The organism is Embleya sp. AB8 (assembly GCF_049739465.1).
Classification (GTDB): Bacteria; Actinomycetota; Actinomycetes; order Streptomycetales; family Streptomycetaceae; genus Embleya.
The window spans coordinates 71587-91351 of sequence record NZ_JBMHHY010000038.1 but is presented as its reverse complement, the minus strand read 5'-3'; the positions used below and the strand labels follow the sequence as shown (position 1 = coordinate 91351).

The window sequence follows — 19765 nt, the reverse complement described above, 5'->3', positions numbered from 1 at the left end:
GGGCCGGGGTCTTTGCTTGGTGCTCCGCATCCGTTGTTGCCCGTCCACTACGTGGCCGTTACCACCCTGGTCGGCATCCCCCGACTCGCGGTCGGCAGCCGTTGTCCCGGCGGCGGCCCCAGTGGCCGGTGGCCATGCCGCGTCTCGCAGCCCCTCACGGCACCCGCTCTCTCCTCGGGACCGAAAACGGATCCCGACGAGACTCCCAAGGCTCGAGACGAAGCCTGACCTGCGGCTTTACCCGGCACCCGGGTCCGCGCAGGCCGGCGAGTGCGGGTTTCGTGCTCCCCGACCCGAAACCGAGGCACGACAAGGCAGAAAAGGCCGCGCACCCCGCCGGAAACCCAAGCACCGGACACACACCCGACCCAAGACCCCGAGCCGGCGCTCCCCAAGCACACCGCAACACCCGCCACCCAACCCCAGCGAGCCCGGACCGCCTGCGCAGCGGCCGAACACCCCGACGCCCAATGCACAACGGCCCCCGACCGCGAGTCAGAGGAAGCCGTCCCGGGTGGTAACGGCCACGTAGTGGACGGGCAACAACGGATGCGAAGCACCAAGCAAAAACCCCGGCCCCGGAGGGGACGAGCAACGACGAGACGGCGGCCACCCCCACGACCCGGCCCCGCCGAACGGACCCAGGGCCACCACGCCACCAGCCCAACCCCACGACGCCCAACGGACAACGACCCCCGACCACGAGTCAGAGGAAACCGACCAGGGCGGCAACGGCCACGTAGTGGACGGGCAACAACGGATGCGGAGCACCAAGCAAAAACCCCGGCCCCGGAGGGGACGAGCAACGACGAAACGGCGGCCACCCGCCACGACCCAGCCCCGCCGAACCGACCCAGCGCCAACCACGACACCAGCCCAACCCCGCGACGCCCAAGCGCCCAACCGCCGCAGGGCGGGCAAGCGCCCCGTACGGAGCACCCCCGCCCCCGCCCCGCCGCCCGCCCGCCACGCCGCCGCGACCCACAGCCGCACCCATCCCGGCCCGCCACACCGCCGCCCGGGCCCAGGCGCGCTTCCCGCCCAGCCGCCCAACCGCCCCGCATTCCGCATTCCGCGCGTCAGCGCGTCCGCCCATCAGCATTCGCGCGTCAGCGTGGCCGCATCAGCGTCCGCCCATCGGCATCCGCGCGTCCACGTCCCCCGCATCCGCCTCCCCGCGCCCGCGTCCGTGCCCCTCCCCGTCAGTACCCCGTCGGGTGCCAGACCGTCCGTACCTCCGTGAACGCCAGCATTCGGGCCGTGCCCGGGTCTGCCGACCAGTCCGGTTCCTTTGCCGCCGGCCTCAGGACTCGTTTCAGGTTGTCCGCTGCGGCGATTTCCAGGTCGCGTGCCGAGGCCACTCCCGCGTCCGGGGATACGCCGGTCAGGTCGATCGCGTTGATGTCCTGGTGGGCGGCCAGGGTCGGGGCGATCTCGGCCGGGTGGCCGGTCAGGATGTTGATCACGCCGCCCGGCAGGTCGGATACCGCGAGTACCTCGGCGAAGGACAACGCGGGCAGTGCCGAGGCGCCGGCCGCGAGTACGACGGCCGTGTTGCCCGTGGCGATCACCGGCGCGACCGCGCTGGTGAGGCCGAGCAGCGAGGAGCGCTGCGACGCGATCACCGCGACCACGCCGGTGGGTTCCGGCGTCGACCAGTTGGCGAACGGGCCCGCCACCGGATTGGCGCCGCCCGCCACCTGGGCGAGCTTGTCGGTCCATCCGGCGTACCAGACCCAGCGGTCCACCGCCGCGTCCACCGCCGCGAGCGCCTTGGTCCGGCCGAGCCCCTCGGCCGCGGCGACCTCGGTCGCGAACTGCTCGCGCCGGCCCTCCAGCATCTCGGCGATCCGGTACAGGATCTGCCCGCGGTTGTACGCGGTGGCGCCCGACCAGCCCGGGAACGCCTTGCGCGCCGCGACGACCGCGTCCCGGGCGTCCTTGCGGCTCCCGCGCGGCGCGTTGGCCAGGGTTCGGCCCTTGCTGTCGGTCACCGGGTACACCCGCCCGCTCTCGGACCGGGGGAACTTGCCCCCGACGTACAGCTTGTAGGTCTTCAACACCTCAAGGCGCTCAGACATCGAGGTAGGCCTCCAGCCCGTGGCGGCCACCCTCGCGGCCGAAGCCCGACTCCTTGAACCCGCCGAACGGCGAGGCAGGATCGAACTTGTTGAACGTGTTGGTCCACACGACGCCCGCCCGCAACCGCTGCGCGGTCCACAGGGCCTTGGCGCCCTTCTCCGTCCACACCCCGGCGGACAGGCCGTACGCGGTGTTGTTCGCCTTCTCCACCGCCTCCGCCGGAGTACGGAAGGTCTGCACGGTCAGCACCGGGCCGAAGATCTCGTCCCGGGCGATCCGGTGCGCCTGGGTCACCCCGGTGAACACCGTCGGCGGGAACCAGAAGCCCTTGTCCGGCAGTTCGCCGGCCAACGACCAGCGCTCGGCGCCCTCGGCCTCGCCCGCCGCGACCAGTTCCTGGATCCGGGACAGTTGCGCGGCGGAGTTGATCGCGCCGACGTCGGTGTTCTTGTCCAGCGGGTCGCCCACCCGAAGGGTCTTGATCCGTCGGGTCAGGCTCGCCATCAGCTCGTCGGCCACCGACTCCTGGACCAGCAAACGCGAACCGGCGCAGCAGACCTGGCCGCCGTTGAAGAAGATGCCCTCGACGATGCCGTCCACCGCGGAGTCGATCGCCGCGTCGTCGTAGACGATGTTCGCGGCCTTGCCGCCGAGTTCGAGGGTGACCCGCTTGCGGGTGCCCGCGATGGTGCGGGCGATCTCCTTGCCCACGGCGGTCGAGCCGGTGAACGCGACCTTGTCCACGTCCGGGTGGGCGATCAGCGCGCGCCCGGTCTCGCCGGCGCCGGTGACGATGTTGAGCACACCGTCCGGCAGCCCGGCCTCGACGCAGATCTCGGCGAAGCGCAGCGCGGTCAGCGGCGTGGTCTCGGCCGGCTTGAGCACCACGGTGTTGCCGCCCGCCAGGGCCGGCGCCACCTTCCAGGCCAGCATCAGCAGCGGGAAGTTCCACGGGATGACCTGCCCGGCCACCCCGATCGGCTTGGGGTCGGCGCCGAAGCCCGCGTGGGCCAGCTTGTCCGCCCAGCCCGCGTAGTGGAAGAAGTGCGCCGCGACCAGCGGGATGTCCACGTCGCGCGACTCACGGATCGGCTTGCCGTTGTCGATCGACTCCAGGACGGCCAACTCGCGGCCGTGCTCCTGGATCAACCGGGCGATCCGGAACAGGTACTTGGCCCGCTCCGCGCCGGGCAGCGCGGACCAGGACTTGAACGCCTTGCGCGCGGCCTTGACCGCGCGGTCCACGTCCGCCTCGCCGCCGACCGCGATCTCGGCCAGCACCTCCTCGGTGGCCGGATTCACCGTCTTGAGCCGGCCGCCGTCCGCCGCGTCGACGAATTTGCCGTCGATGAACAGCCCGTACGCCGGGGCGATGTCGACGATCGCGCGCGACTCGGGCGCGGGCGCGTACTCGAATGGGTTGCCCATGGGTGTCAGTCCACCGTCACGTAGTCGGGGCCGGAGTAGCGGCCCGTGGCCAGCTTCTGGCGCTGCATCAGCAGGTCGTTGAGCAGGCTGGAGGCGCCGAGCCGGAACCAGTCCGGGTCCAGCCAGTCCGCGCCGACCGTCTCGTTGACCAGCACGAGGTATTTCATCGCGTCCTTGGTGGTGCGGATCCCGCCGGCCGGCTTGACGCCGACCTGACGACCCGTCGCCTCGCGGAAGTCGCGGACCGCCTGGAGCATCACCAGGGTCACCGGCAGTGTCGCGTTGACCGCGACCTTGCCCGTGGACGTCTTGATGAAGTCCGCCCCGGCGAGCATCGCCAGCCACGAGGCACGGCGCACGTTGTCGTACGTCGACAGTTCACCGGTCTCCAGAATCACCTTGAGGTGCGCGCTGCCCCCACCGGCCGCCGCGCTGCGGGCGCACGCGGCCTTGACCGCGACGATCTCGTCGAAGACGGCCCGGTAGTGCCCGGCCAGGAACGCGCCGCGGTCGATGACCATGTCGATCTCGTCGGCGCCGGCGGCCACCGCGTAGGCCACGTCGGCCAGCTTGACGTCGAGCGAGGCGCGCCCGGAGGGGAACGCGGTCGCGACGGCGGCGACATGTACGCCGAAGTCGCCGAGCGCGGCCTTGGCCTCGGCGACCAGGTCGCCGTACACACAGATCGCGGCGGGCCGCGGCGCGTCCGGCGCGCCCGGGTCCGGATGCAGCGCCTTGGCGCACAGCGCCCGGACCTTGCCCGGGGTATCGGCACCTTCCAAGGTGGTCAGGTCGATCATCCTGATGGCGAGGTCGATCGCGGCGACCTTGGCCTCGTTCTTGATCGAGCGGGTCGCGAGCATTGCTGCCCGCGCTTCGGTCCCGACCCTGTCGACGCCGGGAAGCCCGTGCAGAAAGCGTCGAAGGGCCGCTTCGGACGAGGTGACCTCGGCCGGGTCGGCGAGAATTGCAGACGGCATGCTCACCACAGGAGCATATCTACTCGCGTAGCGTCGGGCCCAGGGGTCCGGTCGGGCCAAAGTGGCGCCGCAATCGCCATCGCCGCGGTCTCGTGCGGCACAATCACCGGTCATGAGCAGCGACGAGGACATCACCACGTATCGCTCCCGGCCGGCGATGGCCGTCGGGGTGCTTCTGATCGCCGTCGGAGCCTGGATGGTGGTCGACACGTCGATCCGCGGCGACGGCCGAACCAAATGGCTGGCCATCGCCATGGTGATCTTCTTCGCGATCCTGGTGGTCGCGCTCACCCTGCGCTCGGCCGTCGTGATCGGGCCGGATCGGCTGGTGATCCGCAACCCGTTCCGCACCATCGTGGTGCCGTGGGGCGCGCTGGAGCGGGTCCGGGCCGAATACTCGATCGAGGTGCGCGCGGACCGGAAGGCCTTCCACATCTGGGCCATCCCGGTCTCCCTGCGCGAACGCAAGCGCGCCCTGCGCCAGCAGGGCCGCTCCGCCGCCGAGAACCCCTACGGTCAGGGCGTCCACGAACTCCCCCGGCTCTCCCAGGCCGACCAGGTGGTGGACGACCTGCGCGGCATGAGCGAACAGTTCGGCAAGCAGTCCACCGGCCCGGTCCAGATCCGCTGGTCCCCGGAAATCCTCGGCGGCCTGGCCGTGTCCGGCCTCGCGTCGGTGCTGCTGGGCGTGCTGTAGCCGCGCGGCCGGCGCGCCTTTCGCCGGGTCCGCGACGCTTGCCATGCCGACGGCCTCCGGCTCTCCCGGACGGGGAGCGGAGGCCGTCGCAGGCTACGCCGTCAGCTCGTCGGGCCGATCCGGTCGATCAGGATCGGGTTGGGGGTGAACGCCGTGCCGGCCGGGGCGATGGTGACCGCGTCGGACAGGATCTCGGTCGCGTAGGGGAACCGCTCCGGGGTGTCCGTGTGCAAGGTCATCAGCGGCTGCCCGGCGGTGACCACGTCGCCCGGCTTGGCGTGCAGTTCGACGCCCGCGCCGGCCTGGACCTGCTCCTCCTTGCGGGCCCGGCCCGCGCCCAGGCGCCAGGCCGAGACGCCGACCGCGTAGGCGTCGAGACGGGTCAGCACACCGGTGGCGCTCGCGGTGACCACCTGGGTCTCCCGGGCCACCGGCAGCTCGGCGTCCGGGTCGCCGCCCTGGGCCGCGATCATTCGCCGCCAGACGTCCATCGCCCGCCCGTCGCGCAGCGCGTCGGCCGGGTCGATCCGGGTCTGCCCGGCTGCCGCGAGCATCTCGCGGGCGAGCGCGACGGTCAGCTCGACCACGTCCGCCGGGCCGCCGCCGGCGAGCACCTCGACCGACTCGCGGACCTCCAGGGCGTTGCCCGCGGTCAGGCCCAGCGGGGTGGACATGTCGGTCAGCAGCGCGACCGTGCCGACCCCGTGGTCCACGCCCAACCGGACCATGGTGCGCGCCAGTTCGCGCGCGCTGTCCAGGTCCTTCATGAACGCGCCGGAGCCGACCTTGACGTCCAGGACCAGCGCGCCGGTGCCCTCGGCGATCTTCTTGCTCATGATCGAGCTGGCGATCAGCGGGATGGCCTCGACCGTGCCGGTGACATCGCGCAGCGCGTAGAGCTTCTTGTCCGCCGGGGCCAGCCCGTCGCCCGCCGCGCAGATCACCGCGCCGACGTCCTCGAGCACGCGCATCATCGCGTCGTTGGACAGCGCCGCCTGCCACCCGGGGATGGCTTCGAGCTTGTCCAGCGTGCCGCCGGTGTGGCCCAGGCCACGCCCGGACAACTGCGGGACCGCGACGCCGCACGCGGCGACCAGCGGGGCCAGCGGCAGGGTGATCTTGTCGCCCACCCCGCCGGTGGAGTGTTTGTCCGCAGTCGGCCGGGACAGCGTGGAGAAGTCCATCCGCTCGCCCGACGCGATCATCGCGTCGGTCCAGCGGTTGATCTCGCTCGCGGTCATCCCGTTGAGCAGGATCGCCATCGCGAGCGCGGACATCTGCTCGTCCGCGACCTCGCCGCGCGTGTACGCATCGACCACCCAGTCGATCTGAGCCGCCGTCAGTTCACTGCGGTCCCGCTTCGTACGGATGACCGAAATCGCGTCCATGCTGTCCGTTCTCTCTCGGCCGCCGAGGCGACCCGTTCCGGTCACGACCACGTGCTAGAGCAGATCCTCGGGCCCGAAGGCGTCCGGCAGGATCTCGTGCAACGGCCGTATCCCATGCTTGGTTTCCAGCAACATCGCGGCCCCGCCGTGCTCCCACAGGAGCTGTCGGCAGCGGCCACACGGCATCAGTACCGCACCCGCGCCGTCCACACAGCAGAACGCCACCAGGCGCCCGCCGCCGCTCGCGTGCAGCGCGGACACCAGGCCGCACTCCGCGCACAGCGTGAGGCCGTACGACGCGTTCTCCACATTGCACCCGGACACGATCCGGCCGTCGTCCACGAGTGCCGCGGCGCCGACCGGATACTTCGAGTACGGCGCGTACGCACCGCGCATCGCCGCCGTGGCGGCCTCGCGCAGCGCGGGCCAATCGATCTCCGACACGCCCGTCAGCCCTTCGTGTAGGGCTTGTTGGCCGCCGCCGGCGCCCGTACCTTGCCGACCAGACCGGCCACCGCGAAGATCGTCACGACGTACGGCATCATCTGCAGGAACTGGCTCGGGATCGAGGTGTTCAGCGGCTGCAGCGAGGTGGCAAGCGCGCTGGTGAAGCCGAACAGGAGCGCCGCGGCCACCGCGCCCAGCGGGCGCCACCGGCCGAAGATGACCGCCGCGAGCGCGATGTAGCCCGCGCCCGAGGTCATGTCCTTCGAGAAGGTGCCGACCGTGCCGATGCTCAGGAACGCGCCGCCGATGCCGGCGATCGCACCCGCGAGCATCACGTTGCGATACCGGGTCGCGTTGACCTTGATGCCGACCGTGTCCGCCGCCGTGGGGTGTTCGCCCACCGCGCGCGCCCGCAGGCCCCAGCGGGTGTGGAACAGGCCGAGGTGGACGATCACGATCAGCGCGTACATCAGGTACACGATGATGTTCACGTCGAACAGCACCGAGCCGATCACCGGGATGTCCGCGAGCCCCGGGATCCGGATGTTCTCGAACACGCCCGGGTTGTTGTACTGCTCGGGGTCCTTCTGCAGCAGCTGGGTGTAGAGGAAGCCGGTGATGCCGGTGACCAGCAGGTTGATCACCACACCGAGGACGACCTGTTCGACCAGGTAGCGCACCGCGAAGACGGCGAGCAGCCCGCCGATCAGCGCGCCCGCGATGGCACCCGCGGCCAGCCCCGCCCACAACGACCCGGTCACCGAACCGGTCAGCGCAGCGGCGAACGCGCCGAACAGGAACTGACCGTCGATGGCGATGTTGACCACGCCGGAACGCTCGCCGATCACCCCCGCGAGCGCGCCGAGCACCAGCGGCACCGCGGCCAACAGGGTGTTCTGCAGGGCGCCCGCGAAGGACATCTGCTTGCCCGCGACCGCCCATACCAAGAACGCGACCACGAACGCGATCAGGAACAGCGCGATGCTCAGCCGGATCGCCGCCTTGGACCGATCCAGCACGATCCGCAGCCCGCCCGCGACCATGCACACCACGGCCATCGCGATCGCCACACCACGCGCGGGCAACGACAGGTCGCCGATCTCGGTGGTGTCGCGGTTGGGCACGTTCATCCCGAAGACCGCGTCGCTGCCGCCCTTGGTGCCGAAGCCGAACGCCCACAGCGCGTACAGCCCGACCAGGACGAAGCCGATGCCGGTGATCAGCGCCTTGCGCCGGGCCGCGGCCCGCACCACGTCGGCGGCCTCGCCGGTGGGGTTCACCGGGGCCTCCACGTCGGGGGCGATCACGGTGTCCGCCACCTGCGTGCCTCCTTCAGGATTGCGCTCGGTCATGCCTGGACCCCCACGGTCTCCTTGGCGGTCAGGCCGCCCTCGGCACCCTTGCGGGCGCCGCGCAGCCGGAAGATCGAGCGCACCAGCGGCGGCGCCGCGACGAACAGCACGATCACGGCCTGGATGACGATGACGATGTCGACGGACACGTTCGCCGACGCCTGCATCACCGAACCGCCCGCGCGCAGCGCGCCGAACAGCAATGCGGCCAACACCGTGCCGACCGGCTTGGTCCGGCCGAGCAGGGCCACCGTGATCGCGTCGAAGCCGATGCCCGCGTCGATGCTCGGGGTCAGCGTGTGTGCCGGGTTGGTCGAGCTCATCACCTGCGAGACACCGGCGAGGCCGGCCATCGCACCGGCGATCACCATGGCCAGGATCTGCGCCCGGGCCACGCTCATCCCCGCGGTGCGCGCCGCGTCCGGGTTGGAGCCCACCGCGCGCAGCTCGAAGCCCAGCGTCGAGCGGTTGAGCAGCCACCAGTAGATGCCGGCCGCGAGCAGCGCCAGGATGATGCCGAAGTGGATCCGCAGGTTGTCGCCGAACAGGTTCGGCAACACCGCGTTGTGGTGCGCGTCCTTGCCGATCGGCTGCGACTGGCCGCCGCGGCGGAAGGTGTCGGTGGTCAGCAACCAGCCGAGCAGCAACACCGCGACGTGGTTGAGCATGATCGTCACGATCACCTCGTGCGCGCCGAAGCGGGCCTTGAGGAAACCGGCGATGCCCGCGTAGAGCCCGCCGCCGATCACGCCGGCGAGGATCACGAAGACCAGGTGGATCACCGGCGGCAGGTCGACCACGAAGCCGACCCAGGACGCGAACACCGCGCCGGCGATGATCTGGCCCTGCGCACCGATGTTGAACAGCCCGGTACGGAACGCGATGGAGACCGCGAGGCCGCCGAAGATCAGCGGCGTGGCCTGGGTGATGGTCTCCGAGATGGGCCGGAAGTTGTCCTCCAGCGAGCCGGAGGAGAAGGTGTCCGGGTTCATGATCGAACCCTTGAACATCGCGCTGTAGGCGTCCGCGACCAGGTGCCACGAGCTGGAGAGCGCGTCGCCGGGCGCGGCGGTGAAGTACTTGTACTGGTCGAGCACATCCTGGTCCGCGAGGATCATCAGGATGCCGCCGACCACCAGCGCGAGCAGGATCGCCAGGAAGGTGACCACGGCCGAGTTGCCGGTGATGATCGCGTCGAGCATCGCCCGACCGAGCGACGGCCTCGGGGGTGCGGTGGCGGTCGCCCCGGCGGCGGGTTGGCCGGCGCCGGGCTTGCCGGCAGCGGGCTTGCCGTCGGCGGGCTTCGTCCCGCTCGGCTCGCCGGGCGTGCTGTTGTTGTCCTCGGTCACGCTGGGTCCTCCTCCCCCGGGGTTGCGTCGGTGTGCTCGACGGCGTCTGCGCCGACCTCGGCGACCTTGCCGACCGCGTCGGCGCCGTTCGGCTCCCTGCTCGGGATCACCCCGGCCATCAGCAGGCCCAGGTCCCCGCGCGAGGTGGTCGGCGGCACGATGTCCACGATCCGGCCGCGATACATCACCGCGATCCGGTCGGCCAGCGCGACCACCTCGTCCAGCTCGGTGGACACGATGATCACCGGGGTGCCGACGTCGCGCTCGGCCACGATCCGCTTGTGGATGAACTCCATCGCCCCCACGTCCACCCCTCGGGTGGGCTGCGAGGCGATGAACAGCCGCAGCGGGCGCGAGAGTTCGCGGGCCACCACGACCTTTTGCTGGTTGCCGCCGGAGAGCGTGCCGGCCGGCGACTCGATGGTCTGGGTACGGATGTCGAACTCCTCGACCCGGCGGCGCGCGTTGTCGCGCACCGCGCCCGGGTCGATCGAGCCGCGCCGACCGTACGGCGCCTGGGTGACCAGGTCCAGGACCAGGTTCTCGGCCACCGTGAAGTCGCTCACGATGCCGTCGTGCTGCCGGTCCTCGGGGACGAAGCCGACCCCGGCGTTGAGGATCTGTCGCGGACTGCGGCCCGCCAGGTCCTGTCCGTCCAGGCTGATCGAACCGGCGGCGGGTGCCCGCAGGCCCAGGATGGCCTGGGTCAACTCGCTCTGGCCGTTGCCGTCGACGCCCGCGATGCCGAGGATCTCGCCCTCGCGCAGCTGGAGGTCGACCCGGTCCACCACGGCCTGGCCGTTGGCGTCGAGCACGGTCAGGTCGTCGATCTCGAGGCGGACCGCGCCGGGCTTCGCCTCGGTCTTGTCGACCACCAGCTTGACCGGCCGGCCGACCATCAGCGACGCGAGTTCCTTCTCCGTGGAGGCCGGGTCGGCGGTGCCGACCACCTTGCCGCGCCGGATCACGGTGATCCGGTCGGCGACCGCCTTGACCTCTTTGAGCTTGTGCGTGATGAACACGATGGAGTGGCCGGATTCGCGCAGCGCGCGCATCACCCGGAACAACTCCTCGGTCTCCTGCGGGGTGAGCACCGCGGTGGGCTCGTCCAGGATCAGCACCTTGGCGTCGCGCACCAGGGCCTTGAGGATCTCCACCCGCTGCTGCAGACCGACGGGGAGGTCCTCGACCAGCATGTCCGGGTCGACCTTGAGGCCGTACTCGTCGACCAGGTCGAGCACCTTCTTGCGGGCCCGGCGGCGGTCCAACCAGCCCAGCGGCTTGGTCTCCTCGTGACCGAGCATCACGTTCTCGGCGACGGTGAAGACCGGGACCAGCATGAAGTGCTGGTGGACCATGCCGATGCCCGCGTCGATCGCGTCACCGGCGGTCCGGAACTTGCGGGGGGTGCCGTCGACGACGATCTCGCCCTCGGTGGGCTCGTAGAGCCCATAGAGCACGTTCATCAGGGTCGACTTGCCGGCACCGTTCTCACCGAGAAGGCAGTGGATCTCCCCCGGCTCGACGGTCAGGTCGATGTGGTCGTTGGCGACCAGCGACCCGAACCGTTTCGTGATTCCGCGCAGTTCGAGCTTCAACGCGGAGACCTCCTCGGCTACGCCCCCCGCGAGGGGCCGCTACGGGTTCGACCCGGGTCCCCTCGGGGCCCGGGCAGGTACGGACGCGGGCGCCGCGGAATCTGCTTCCGCGGCGCCCGATCCCTTGGTCAGCTCTTCGGCTGGTTCTTCGAGGTGATCTTGATCTTGCCGCTGACGATGTCGGCCTTGACCGTGTTCAGCTCGGTCTTCAGCTCGGCGGGGACCTTCGCGTCGAAGTCGTGGAACGGCGCCAGGCCCACCCCACCGTTGGCGAGCGTGCCGATCGTCGCCTTGGTGGTGAACTGGTTGGTCGCCGCGGCCTTGACCGCGTTGAACACCTGGCTCTTGATGTCCTTGGTCACGGTCGACAGGAACACCGACTTGTACTGCTGGGCGCTTTCGTAGCCGTCCTGGTCGACCCAGATGACGCTGGCCTTGCCACCGCTCTTCTGCACGGCCGAGGCCGCGCCCAGCCCGGTCTGCCCGGCGACCGGCATGATCACGTCGGCGCCCTGGGCGATGAAGTCGTTGGCGATCCGCTCACCGTCGGCCGGCGAGTCGAACTTGCCCGCGAGCGAACCGTCGCCCTTGACGTCGTCCCAGCCGATGACCTGGACGTTCTTGCCCTTGGTCTGGTTGAAGTACTTGACGCCCTGGACGTAGCCGTCCATGAACACGGTGACCGGCGGGATCGGCAGTGCGCCGAAGGTGGCCACCTTGCCGGTCTTGGAGTAGCCCGCGGCGAGGTAGCCGCCGAGGAAGCCGGCCTCGGCCGTGTTGAACTCCAGGCCCTGCACGTTCGGCTCGATGCTCGACGAGTCGACGATCGCGAACTTCTGGTCCTTGTTCGTGGACGCGGCGGCCTTGGTCGCGTCGGCCATCAGGCCGCCGACCGCGACGATCAGCCCGCACTTGTCGTTCACCAGGCTGTTCAGGTTCGGCACGTAGTCGTTCTCGGTCTTCGAGGTGATGTACTTCACCTGAACACCCAGGTCCTTGTTGGCCTGCTGCAGACCCGCCCACGACGAGGCGTTGAACGAACGGTCGTCGATGCCGCCGGTGTCCGTCACCATGCATGCCTTGAAGTCGATCTTCGCGGCCTGCGTGCCACCCGGGGTGGCACTGCTGCCGGAGGACTTCTTGTCGTCCTTGGGCTTGCTACTGCACGCGGCAGTGGCAGTAAGGGCGAGAGTGACGCCGACCGCAGCCGCGGTCACCTTGGATACCCGGCGCACGGGTGTCTCCTTCCGATGAGCGCCCCTTCGGGCGCTGCTCCCAGATGCAGACTCTGACGCGCTTGGATCCCTGGTAAACGCGCGTAGACCTGCTAGCCGTCGGAGAGCATACCTAGTAAAAGAATATGAGCGACAAAAACCGTGAATCGCCGGCGCAACACGCCCCGCTAGCCCGGCCGAGTGGCCGGACCGGAGACGGGTCGACGCGGAACCGGGCAGTCCGCGAGATGGCAAGACGTGACAGACGTGACAAGACGGAAATGACCCGGTGCCGCACGTCGTCGAACGGCACCGGGTCGGAACATTACAGACTTACGAACGCGGGAGGAACGGGGACCGGAGTCGCGGTGGTTAACAGTTCCGCATACCTGCGTTCCCGGCGTACCCACCCACGTGACGTGCGGCGGGTCGGTCGAAGGTCAGCGAAAGGGCCGCAGCGCCAGCCCGGCGAACAGCTCGACACCGACCCCGATGGCCCGCTCGTCGACGTCGAACTGCCCCTGGTGCAAGTCGTATACGGGGTGTCCGACCGGTCGCACGCCGAGCCGGGTCAGCTGCCCGGGGACCTGGTCCAGGAACCACGAGAAGTCCTCGCCGCCCAGGCTCTGCTCGGTGCCCTCGACCGCCTGCGCGCCCAGTACGCCGGTGGCGATCGTGCGCATCGCGGCGACCGCGTCCGGGTCGTTGACCACCGGCGGCACACCCCGGTGGTGCTCCAGCTCCCACTTGGCGCCGTAGGTCGAGGCGATCGCGTCGACCAGCTCGTGCAGCAGATCCGGGGCCTGCCGCCACGCCTCCAGGTCCAGGCAGCGCAGCGTGCCCTCCAGCTCGCCGTGTTGCGGGATCACGTTGGGCGCCGAGCCGGATTCGATTCGTCCCCACACCAGGCTCGCGCCCGAGCGCGGGTCGATCCGCCGGGAGAACACCGAGGGCAGCTCGGCGGCCATCTTGGCCAGCGCGGTGACCAGGTCGGTGGTGCGATGCGGGCGCGCGGTGTGCCCGCCCGCGCCGCCGAGGGTGATCACCACGCGGTCGCAGGCCGAGGTGATCGCGCCGGAGCGCAGTCCGACCCGGCCCACCTCCACCTTGGGGTCGCAGTGGATCGCGTGGATCTCCGCGACGCCGTCCAGACCGCCCGCCTTGATCACGTCCAGCGCGCCGCCTGGCAGCTTCTCCTCGGCCGGCTGGAAGATCAGCCGGACCGGGCGCGGCAACAACCCCTCGCGGGCGAACTCGGCCAGCACCAGAGCGGTGCCGAGCACGATCGAGGTGTGCACGTCGTGACCGCACGCGTGCGCCCGGCCGGGCACCGTCGAGCGGTAGGGCACGTCCTTGACGTCGGCCACGGGCAGCGCGTCGATGTCGCCGCGGAACGCGATCAGCCCCTCGTCGAAGTGACCGCCCGGCGAGGCCCGTTCGGGTCTGATGTCGCACACCAGGCCGGTGCCGGGCAACAACCGGGGGGTCAGTCCCGCGCGCACCAACCGTTCCCGGATGAGCCCGGTGGTGCGGAACTCCTCCCGACCGAGCTCTGGGTGCATGTGCAGGTCGCGTCGAAAGGCGACGAGCTCGTCGGCGAAAGCCGCGGCTTTGCCGGCGGCCCGGGCGGGGAGGGATTCGCTCACCCACGCAAGACTACGTTGCATCGGCCCTACCGACGTGGTAGGGAGCGAATTACCCCCGTTCGGGTGAGAAAAAAGCGTCCCGCCGGCGCATGCGCTACGGCCGGTTGGGGTATGACTGTGCGCTCGTTCCGACAATGGCCGACTTCGGCCCGCTCGACCCCGTATCGACCAAGCGCCCCGATTGCTCAGGACTTCCCTTGCCGCCCATGGAACGCGTCCAGGATGCGAGACGCGGCAAGCGTCGCGGTGAGATGGCCGGCCCGCACGTCGCGTTCCAGGTCGGGCACGATAGCCCGTACTGCGGGGTGCCCGCGCAGCTCGGCGAGCAACGCGTCGTACACCGTCGCCCAGGTCCAGTCCACCTGCTGCCGGCGCCGCAGCTCGGCCGACTCGCCGGTGGCCTCCAGCGTTTGCCGATGCTTGAGGACGGCTCCCCAGACGTCGTCCAGGCCCTCCCCGGACAGCCCGGAGCAGGTCAGCACCGGCGTGGTCCAGGACTCCCCCGGGCGCCGCATCAGGCGCAGCGCACCGGCCAGTTCGCGGGCCGCGCGGCGGGCGGGGAGGGCGTACTCGCCGTCCGCCTTGTTCACCGCCACCACGTCCGCCAGCTCCAGGACGCCCTTCTTGATGCCCTGGAGCTGATCACCGGTCCGGGCCAGGGTCAGGAACAGAAAGCAGTCGACCATGTTCGCCACGGTCGTCTCGGACTGCCCCACGCCGACCGTCTCCACGAGCACGACGTCGTAGCCCGCCGCCTCCATCAACACGATCGACTCGCGGGTGGCCCGCGCCACCCCGCCGAGCGTGCCGGCGGTCGGCGAGGGCCGCACGAACGCGTGCTCGTCCACCGCGAGTCGGCCCATCCGGGTCTTGTCGCCCAGGATGCTGCCGCCGTGCCGGGACGAGGACGGGTCGACGGCGAGCACCGCCACCCGATGCCCCTCGCCGGTCAGCCGGGTGCCCAGCGTCTCGATGAAGGTCGACTTGCCCACCCCGGGCACGCCGGTGATGCCCACCCGGTGGGCACCGCCGGCGTGCGGCAACAGCTTGACCAGCAACTCCTGCGCGAGGTCGCGATGGTCGGCCCGGGTGGACTCGACCAGCGTGACCGCCCGGGCCAGGATCGTCCGGTTGCCCGCGAGCACACCTTCGGCATACGCGCCGACGTCGATCACCCGTGCCATCAGTCGACCGGCAGCTCGTGGTCCAGCCGCCGGTACAGGCCGCCCAGCAGGTCCACCGCGGCGTCCGCGATCACCGTGCCGGGCGGGAAGACCGCCGCCGCGCCCATGTCGAGCAGCGGCTGCACGTCGGCGGGCGGGATCACCCCGCCGACCACGACCATGATCTCCTCGGCGTCCAGCGCGGCCAGTTCCTCGCGCAGCGCGGGCACCAGGGTCAGGTGCCCGGCGGCGAGCGAGGACACGCCGACCACGTGCACGTCCGCCTCGACCGCCTGCCGGGCCACCTCGCCCGGTGTCTGGAACAGCGCGCCCACGTCCACGTCGAAGCCGAGGTCGGCAAAGGCGGTGGCGATCACCTTCTGCCCCCGGTCGTGCCCGTCCTGGCCCATCTTGGCCACCAGGATGCGCGGCCGGCGGCCCTCCAGTTCCTCGAACCGGGCGACCAGCGCGCGGGCCGTCTCCACGTTCGGCGACATGCCCACCTCTTCCCGGTAGACCCCGGTCAGCGTGCGGATCTGCGCCTGGTGCCGGCCGTACGCCGATTCCAGCGCGTCGGAGATCTCGCCGACCGTGGCCTTGGCGCGCGCCGCGTCCACGGCGAGTGCGAGCAGGTTGTGTTCGAGATCGCGCGGCCGAGTGCCCTCGACGTCGGCCTGCGCGGCGCCGGACAGTGCGCCGAGGGCGCGGCGTACCGCGTCGTCGTCGCGCTCCTCGCGCAACCGGCGCAGCTTGTCCAACTGGCCTTCGCGGACCGCCTTGTTGTCGATCTTGAGCACGTCTATCGCCTCGTCACCGGCGATCAGGTACTTGTTGACGCCGATCACCGACTGCCGACCCGAGTCGATCCGGGCCTGGGTGCGCGCCGCCGCCTCCTCGATCCGCAGCTTGGGCAACCCCTCGGCGATCGCCGACGCCATGCCGCCGGCCCGCTCGGCCTCGGCGATGTGCGCGCGGGCCTTGACCGCCAGATCGTGGGTGAGCCGCTCGATGTACGCCGAGCCGCCCCACGGGTCGATCACATCGCAGGTGCCCGACTCCTGCTGGAGCAGCAGCTGGGTGTTGCGCGCGATCCGGGCGGAGAAGTCGGTCGGCAGCGCGAGTGCCTCGTCCAGCGCGTTGGTGTGCAACGACTGGGTGTGCCCCTGGGTCGAGGCCATCGCCTCCAGGCACGTGCGCACCACGTTGTTGAACACGTCCTGCGCGGTCAACGACCAGCCCGAGGTCTGCGAATGGGTGCGCAGCGAGAAGGACTTCGGGTTCTTCGCGCCGAACGAGGCGACGATGTCGGCCCACAGCAGGCGCGCCGCGCGCAGCTTGGCGACCTCCATGAAGAAGTTCATCCCGATCGCCCAGAAGAACGACAGGCGCGGTGCGAACGCGTCGATGTCCAGGCCCGCCTCGACGCCGGCGCGCAGGTATTCGATGCCGTCCGCGAGCGTGTACGCCAGTTCCAGGTCGGCGGTGGCTCCGGCCTCCTGGATGTGGTAGCCGGAGATGGAGATCGAGTTGAACTTCGGCATCTTCTGCGAGGTGTACGCGAAGATGTCGGAGATGATCGACATCGAGGGCTTGGGCGGATAGATGTAGGTGTTGCGGACCATGAACTCCTTGAGGACGTCGTTTTGGATCGTCCCCGTCAGGTGTTCCGGTGCCACCCCCTGCTCCTCCGCCGCGACGATGTAGAGCGCGAGCACCGGCAGCACGGCGCCGTTCATCGTCATCGAGACCGACATCTTGTCCAGCGGGATGCCGTCGAAGAGTTGGCGCATGTCGTAGATCGAGTCGATCGCCACGCCCGCCATGCCGACGTCGCCGGTCACCCGCGGGTGGTCCGAGTCGTAGCCGCGGTGGGTGGCCAGGTCGAACGCGATGGACAGGCCCTTCTGGCCGGCCGCCAGGTTGCGCCGGTAGAAGGCGTTGGACTCCTCGGCGGTGGAGAAGCCCGCGTACTGGCGGATCGTCCACGGCTGGTTGACGTACATCGTCGGGTAGGGACCGCGCAGGAACGGCGTGATGCCCGGGTAGGTGCCCAGGAAGTCGAGCCCTTCGAGGTCCTCCTCGGTGTAGAGCGCCTTGAGCGGGATGCCCTCGGGGGTGTCGTGGGTCAGCGCGTCCGCGTCCTTGCCGGTCTCCTCGCGCACCGCGTCGCGCCACGCGTCGAGGTCGCCGGACGCGGGCGCGTCGAGCTCGACCTGGGTGAAGTCGGGAATGCTCATTTCGCCCCCTCCGGGGTTTCCGCCAGGGTCTCGTACGTGGCGTGCAGGACGGCGAGCGCGTCGCACCCGGTGTACACGTACCCGTCCGGCTCGGCTCCGTGCGCCTTTTGGCCGGCGAGCAGGATCCGTCGGGCGCCGGCCGCACGCAGCGCTGCGGCCACCGGGGCGGCCAGTGTGGCGTAGAGCTGCTCCGAGGAGGTCAGCACCACCGTCGCCGGTCGGCCGGCCGCCGTCCAGCGCTCGACGACCTGCGCCGCGGCACTGTCGTCCACCGCGGTGCTGCCCGCCTCGGCGGCGGCGATGCCACCGGCGGCGAACAGGTTCGTGGCGAAGCCGGCCCGCGCGGTGTACCGGGCGAGCGGGCCGAGGGTGGCCAGGAAGACGGTCGGGCGGGCGCCGGTGGCGGCGAGCAGCGCGTCGGAGCGATCGCGCAACGCCTCGTACGGCTCGGCGTAGCGCACCCTCGGCAGGCCGGCGGCGGAGACCGGCGGCTCGGGCGCGGGTGCGCGCACGACGGGTGCCTCGGTCAGGTTGGGGAACTCGCTCACGCCGGTGATCGGGTCGGTGCGATCGGCGATGTCGCGGTCCCGCTGCGCCCGGACCTCGGCCAACCGCTCGGCCAGCCAACCCGAGTCGAGCACCGCGACGATGCCGCCGCGCCGTTCGATCTCCTGGAAGAACGCCCAGCCGGCGCGCGCGAGATCGTCGGTGAGCTGTTCGACGAACCACGAGCCGCCGGCCGGGTCGATCACCTGCGCGAGGTGCGACTCCTCCAGGAGCAGCGCCTGCGTATTGCGGGCGATCCGCCGGGAGAACGGGTCGGGCAGGCCGATCGCCGCGTCGAAGGAGCGCACGGTGACCGCGTCGGCGCCGCCGACGCCGGCCGCGAAGGCGGCGACCGTGGTGCGCAACATGTTGACCCAGGGGTCGCGCCGGGTGGTCATCGCCCACGAGGTCAGCGCGTGCTGGCGCTGGGCGCCGGCGGTCGGGGCGGCGCCGGATGCCTGGGCGACCCGGGCCCACAACCGGCGGGCCGCGCGCAGCTTGGCGATGGTGGGGAACTGCTCGGCGGTGGCCGCGAAGCGGAACTCGACCAGGCCGAGCGCGGTGTCCACGTCGAGCCCGGCGGCGGTCAGCGCGCGCAGGTAGGCGACGCCGGCGGCGGTCGCCGCGCCGAGTTCCTGGCCGTCCGAGCCGCCCGCCTCGTGGTAGGGCTGCCCGTCCACGGCGATCGCCTGGATGCCGGGGAACTCGGCGTGGGCGCGCGCCGCGAGGTCGGCGGCGGCGGCCGGGTCGGCCCCCGAACCGGTGCGGGCGTGCTGCGAGATCGGGTCGGCCCCGAGGTTGCCGCGCAACTCGCCCGGCGCCACGCCGCTCGCCCGGAAGACGGCGAGCAACGCGTCGCCGGCGGCGACGAAATCGGCGCCGGTGGTCAGGGCCACCGGCGCCAGGTCGAGCAACACGCCGTCGAGTGCGCGGGCGAGTTCGGCGGGGGCCAACGCGCCGTCGCCCACGTGCAGGAAGACGGATGTGACGCCGTTCTCCAGATCCGCGAGCACGCTCTCGTTGGCCCGGGCCGGGTCGGTGTCCGCGTGCAATTGGCGCACGTCCCAACCGTCGGCCGCGTGTCCGGCCGCGCGCGAGCCCCGGACGAACGGGCTCAGCCCCGGCACGCCCGGCCGCGCGGCCGCCTCGGTGTAGAGCGGGGACAGCTCGATGCCGTCGTAGGTGGTGGTCGCCAGCAGGTCTTCGGGGCGCTCGGGCGCGTCGTGCTCGCCCAGCACCTTCGATTTGCGGAGCACGCCGGCCACGAGGCGCTGCCATTGTTCCCGCGTGGGTTGCGGGAATCGGCTCGCGAAGGTGGATCCGGTAGACGTGCCGCCATCGACAGTAGCCTCCGTCATGCGTCGCATCGTAGGGATCACCGGGTCCGATGAATACGCACAAGCGATGTGATGCCGGCCCTACCCGTCGGTCACCTCGCCGACCTGGGCCTTCGCGCTTGCCCCGAACTTTCGTCCGCAAGCGTGGCGCTTTCACCCGGACGGGTGCTGACGGGGCGTCAGGGATCCGTGACCCGAGACGTGCCCGTCACCCGGATGGTTCCACTCTGCCGTGCGGAATCGATCACATCGCGCGCCCTGCCACAAGAGGGCCCCGCAACGGTGGCTACCATGGCCGGGG

General features: G+C 70.8%; 14 protein-coding genes. 1 reads left to right on the top strand and 13 read right to left on the bottom strand.

Translation table 11 applies throughout. From position 1 onward, the window contains the following. Positions 1-1202 precede the first annotated feature (1202 nt). Genes ABIA38_RS40100 through deoC form a run of 3 tightly spaced genes read right to left on the bottom strand, consistent with a single transcriptional unit; the run spans position 1203 to position 4490 of the window. On the bottom strand, positions 1203-2081 hold the full coding sequence (locus ABIA38_RS40100; protein WP_424643914.1) for an aldehyde dehydrogenase family protein: 879 nt from the start codon (positions 2079-2081) through the stop codon (positions 1203-1205). After that, a complete protein-coding gene (locus tag ABIA38_RS40095; RefSeq protein WP_424643913.1) occupies positions 2074-3510 on the bottom strand; it encodes an aldehyde dehydrogenase family protein in 1437 nt (478 codons plus the stop codon). The genes ABIA38_RS40100 and ABIA38_RS40095 overlap by 8 nt, the downstream gene beginning before the upstream one ends. A 5-nt stretch (positions 3511-3515) precedes the next feature. Beyond that, positions 3516-4490 (bottom strand): deoxyribose-phosphate aldolase, encoded by a 975-nt coding sequence (gene deoC / locus ABIA38_RS40090; protein ID WP_424643916.1) that lies wholly within the window; start codon positions 4488-4490, stop codon positions 3516-3518. Positions 4491-4602: 112 nt separating this feature from the next. On the opposite strand from deoC, the gene ABIA38_RS40085 reads away from it, so the two are divergent. Further along, positions 4603-5187, top strand: coding sequence for a PH domain-containing protein (locus ABIA38_RS40085; protein ID WP_424643912.1), 585 nt, complete (start codon positions 4603-4605; stop codon positions 5185-5187). Positions 5188-5288: 101 nt separating this feature from the next. On the opposite strand, the gene ABIA38_RS40080 is transcribed toward ABIA38_RS40085, so the two are convergent. From ABIA38_RS40080 to ABIA38_RS40035, 10 genes are all read right to left on the bottom strand, one after another. Beyond that, on the bottom strand, positions 5289-6575 hold the full coding sequence (locus ABIA38_RS40080; protein ID WP_424643911.1) for a thymidine phosphorylase: 1287 nt from the start codon (positions 6573-6575) through the stop codon (positions 5289-5291). Positions 6576-6629: 54 nt separating this feature from the next. After that, entirely contained in the window at positions 6630-7019 is a 390-nt protein-coding gene (locus ABIA38_RS40075; RefSeq protein ID WP_424643910.1) for a cytidine deaminase, read from the bottom strand. 5 nt (positions 7020-7024) lie between these two features. Beyond that, positions 7025-8341 carry an ABC transporter permease gene (locus ABIA38_RS40070; protein WP_424643909.1) on the bottom strand — a complete coding sequence of 439 codons (1317 nt, stop codon included), beginning with the start codon at positions 8339-8341 and terminating at the stop codon, positions 7025-7027. Positions 8342-8370: 29 nt separating this feature from the next. Next, the gene (locus ABIA38_RS40065) at positions 8371-9723 is read right to left on the bottom strand and encodes an ABC transporter permease (RefSeq protein WP_424643908.1); all 1353 of its coding nucleotides are present in this window, start codon (positions 9721-9723) and stop codon (positions 8371-8373) included. After that, positions 9720-11321, bottom strand: coding sequence for an ABC transporter ATP-binding protein (locus ABIA38_RS40060; RefSeq protein WP_424643907.1), 1602 nt, complete (start codon positions 11319-11321; stop codon positions 9720-9722). Before ABIA38_RS40060 ends, ABIA38_RS40065 begins: the two co-directional genes overlap by 4 nt. 128 nt (positions 11322-11449) lie before the next feature. Further along, complete coding sequence (locus ABIA38_RS40055; RefSeq protein ID WP_424643906.1) at positions 11450-12556, bottom strand: BMP family lipoprotein; 1107 nt, start codon at positions 12554-12556, stop codon at positions 11450-11452. Between the two features lie 419 nt (positions 12557-12975). After that, the gene (locus ABIA38_RS40050) at positions 12976-14202 is read right to left on the bottom strand and encodes an amidohydrolase (RefSeq protein WP_424643905.1); all 1227 of its coding nucleotides are present in this window, start codon (positions 14200-14202) and stop codon (positions 12976-12978) included. A gap of 164 nt (positions 14203-14366) precedes the next feature. Beyond that, positions 14367-15365: a methylmalonyl Co-A mutase-associated GTPase MeaB gene (meaB, locus tag ABIA38_RS40045; RefSeq protein ID WP_424643904.1), complete on the bottom strand. Its 999-nt coding sequence runs from the start codon at positions 15363-15365 to the stop codon at positions 14367-14369. Then, positions 15365-17581 (bottom strand): methylmalonyl-CoA mutase, encoded by a 2217-nt coding sequence (gene scpA, locus ABIA38_RS40040; RefSeq protein ID WP_424643903.1) that lies wholly within the window; start codon positions 17579-17581, stop codon positions 15365-15367. Before scpA ends, meaB begins: the two co-directional genes overlap by 1 nt. Beyond that, positions 17578-19485 carry a methylmalonyl-CoA mutase subunit beta gene (locus ABIA38_RS40035; protein WP_424643902.1) on the bottom strand — a complete coding sequence of 636 codons (1908 nt, stop codon included), beginning with the start codon at positions 19483-19485 and terminating at the stop codon, positions 17578-17580. Before ABIA38_RS40035 ends, scpA begins: the two co-directional genes overlap by 4 nt. Positions 19486-19765: the final 280 nt, after the last annotated feature.

Coding starts and splice junctions, on each gene's coding strand:
- ABIA38_RS40100 (WP_424643914.1), bottom strand. CDS start 2,081: ATGTCTGAGCGCCTTGAGGTGTTGAAGACCTACAAGCTGTACGTCGGG.
- ABIA38_RS40095 (WP_424643913.1), bottom strand. CDS start 3,510: ATGGGCAACCCATTCGAGTACGCGCCCGCGCCCGAGTCGCGCGCGATC.
- deoC (WP_424643916.1), bottom strand. CDS start 4,490: ATGCCGTCTGCAATTCTCGCCGACCCGGCCGAGGTCACCTCGTCCGAA.
- ABIA38_RS40085 (WP_424643912.1), top strand. CDS start 4,603: ATGAGCAGCGACGAGGACATCACCACGTATCGCTCCCGGCCGGCGATG.
- ABIA38_RS40080 (WP_424643911.1), bottom strand. CDS start 6,575: ATGGACGCGATTTCGGTCATCCGTACGAAGCGGGACCGCAGTGAACTG.
- ABIA38_RS40050 (WP_424643905.1), bottom strand. CDS start 14,202: ATGCAACGTAGTCTTGCGTGGGTGAGCGAATCCCTCCCCGCCCGGGCC.
- meaB (WP_424643904.1), bottom strand. CDS start 15,365: ATGGCACGGGTGATCGACGTCGGCGCGTATGCCGAAGGTGTGCTCGCG.
- scpA (WP_424643903.1), bottom strand. CDS start 17,581: ATGAGCATTCCCGACTTCACCCAGGTCGAGCTCGACGCGCCCGCGTCC.
- ABIA38_RS40035 (WP_424643902.1), bottom strand. CDS start 19,485: ATGACGGAGGCTACTGTCGATGGCGGCACGTCTACCGGATCCACCTTC.